The 2,510-nt window shown below is 39.1% G+C and carries 2 protein-coding genes and 1 pseudogene; 2 read left to right on the top strand and 1 reads right to left on the bottom strand.

Annotated features, from left to right (window positions below; genetic code table 11):
* Nucleotides 1-769 (bottom strand): porin (locus CWC03_RS22715; protein WP_138583782.1); only part of this gene is annotated, 769 nt, incomplete at its 3' end.
* Nucleotides 770-1,133: 364 nt separating this feature from the next.
* On the opposite strand from CWC03_RS22715, the gene CWC03_RS22710 reads away from it, so the two are divergent.
* Nucleotides 1,134-2,084, top strand: coding sequence for a DUF5050 domain-containing protein (locus CWC03_RS22710; RefSeq protein WP_138583781.1), 951 nt, complete (start codon nt 1,134-1,136; stop codon nt 2,082-2,084).
* Nucleotides 2,085-2,304: 220 nt separating this feature from the next.
* Nucleotides 2,305-2,510, top strand: a pseudogene (locus CWC03_RS23840) (serine hydrolase domain-containing protein); the annotation flags it as partial.

The following is a 2,510-nucleotide window of genomic DNA, read 5'->3' as shown; positions in this document are numbered from 1 at the left end:
ATTGATTTCGACCAGCAGCATACACAATATCAAACTCGCCGCGGTTAACACCGGCGGTGAGGGTTAAGTTTTCGGTTGCTGCATAGGTGAGTGAAGCGCCGTAGGTTGAATTAAACTCTACCATTTGTGCTGCACTATCCCCCTGATTAAATAGGGTTTCACATGAGCTGCTGGAAATATCAACGACATCACAAGTATAAAAATCATCAGATTTTAGCTGAGCTTGTACCGCAAAGCTCAGTTTGCCAAATTGATTACGGTATTGCAGCACTTTATCACCACGACCAGTACCATTGATCGCGCCGTCGTCTTTGTTATAGGTGTAAACACCTGCAGCATTACCATCCCAAACTAGGCTGTAGTTGGTGCTGTATACCACGTCGTACCATGCGCCCCATTGTTTTCCTAGAGTAACTTGGCCGTATTCATCGTGCTTAATACCAACATAACCTAATCGGTTATATAAAAACTCGTCTTGTATTGATTCGAAGCGGTTGCTGTAAACGATATCACTACTACCAACAGGGTTTACACCCCATTCAAGTAGTGCGAAAGCCTGCCAGTTGTTTTTCAATTGGCGTTTAAAGTCAAAGTTAATACGCGATGCGCCGTTTACCAACTCAGTCTCGCCTTGAGTGTTAATAACTCGAGCATCGATAAAGCCGCCAATCGTGACACTATTCTTTTCATCTTTGAATATCTCGATAGCGTTTACTGTTGGAATAGTAGTCACGCTAGCGATAAGAGTGGCAGCAAGTGTTCTTTTCATGAATTACCTTGTTTCAATGTTGTTGCTAAATAGGGTTAAATTAGCTAAAAAATGGAGATTATCAAAGCTAAAATACAGGCAAAAGTGAAAAAATATCAAGAAAATAACGTGGTTTTTGGTAAATTTATTCATTTCCTGTTCATTGGTTTTAAATATCAATGAGTTAGGGAAGGCTGCATTCTGAGGTTATTGATTGATTTTAAGCAATAAATGTAAGGGTTTATAGCAATATCTGCGTTTTGTGACATCTAAATAGCACGAAAAAGTGTAATTCAGCGAAAAATCAATAAAACATCATGTTTTTGGTGGATAGACTTCTGTAGTCTTCCAGTTAGATACACAACTACAAAAGGGAGATTGAGTAATGCTTATTAAAAAAATTGGCATCTCAAAATTGGCTTGTTTATCCACCATTATGTTGTTATTTATTCATGAAGTTCAATCATATAGCGAACCATCAACAGAGTCATATGGTATTATATATGGTTTTAAAGACGGTAATAGCAAAGCGATTTACTTAAGTGACCAAGATGGTAAATCGCCAGTAAAGATCGTGAAAGCCACGTCAAGTGATGGCTATCCTGCTGTCTCACCATCAGGAGAAAAAGTCACCTTTTACGGTAAATACGATAACTTTAAAACATGGTCAATTCATATCGTTGATATTACTGGCCGCAATCTGAAAAGATTAACCAGTAAAAAATATGTTTGGGATAGTGCACCTGCTTGGTCTTTGGATGGAATGAAGATAGCGTTTGCTAGAGAATATGAAAATAAGGAAGGCGTTTGGCAAGAAGAGATTTGGTTAATGAATGCTGATGGTAGTGAACAGCGCCAAATTAAAAATCTTGAAGGTCGTGCTCCAGAATTCATGCCAGATGGGCGACTACTATATCAATCTAAAGCCAGCCCAAGCCAAATTAGCATTGCCAATTTGGATGGTAGTGAGGTTATTCAACTCACTCAAGACGACACTGATAACATGTCTCCTCAAATTTCCCCAGATGGCACAAAAATAGCCTATTTATCTAATAGAGATGGCAATCAGGAGGTATATGTCATGGATATTGATGGAACCAATAACAAGCGACTGACCCGCAATGACATTCAAGAGTGGGATCCATCTTGGTCTCCAGACGGCACAAAGGTGTATTTCGCTTCAGAGAATGTATATGGCTTTTATGATGTTTTTTCTATAAATGTGGATGGCACATCCATCAAAAAAATACTTCAAAACAGCTCGCAAGCGACAGTTGTGCCAGGTCTTGACCAAGAAACGCTACAAAAGTTAAAGAAAACAAGTGAGCGCCAGTAGACCTGTGCGCTGACCGCAGCTTAAGTTATTTACTTTTGCTGTTGTTGGAAACGACCTAAAAAAGGAAAAGAAGTATCGCGATATTGTGACTAAATCTGGTAATGTTCTACAAAATATTAATAACAACTACGACCAATTAAGAAGCCGTTATAATTTTACTATATTGCTAAGATCAACGCGTTGGAATAGTGTTAATAGGCTCGGCTTCAGTAGTACGAATTTGGTTAGACTAAGCCGAGTCTTAGAAGCGATAGAAGTTGCGAAACGTTACACCCAATATCAACCTACGTCTTGGCAAGCCTATGAGTCGTTGGCAAAGACGTTTGAGGCGAATGAGGATAGCTTACAAGCGCTACAAAACGCCAAAGTAGCCGTGCGACTGCTTGATAATGAAATAAATAAAAGCTTTCTATTGGCATACATCAA

Source organism: Pseudoalteromonas sp. S2755, assembly GCF_005886535.1.
In the GTDB taxonomy this organism is placed as follows: domain Bacteria; phylum Pseudomonadota; class Gammaproteobacteria; order Enterobacterales; family Alteromonadaceae; genus Pseudoalteromonas.
The sequence above is the reverse complement of the archived record's forward strand: the minus strand, read 5'-3'. Positions and strand labels throughout refer to the sequence as shown.

Bases quoted from the DNA above. Each gene is read 5' to 3' on its own strand.
- CWC03_RS22710 (WP_138583781.1), top strand. From the start codon at position 1,134: ATGCTTATTAAAAAAATTGGCATCTCAAAATTGGCTTGTTTATCCACC.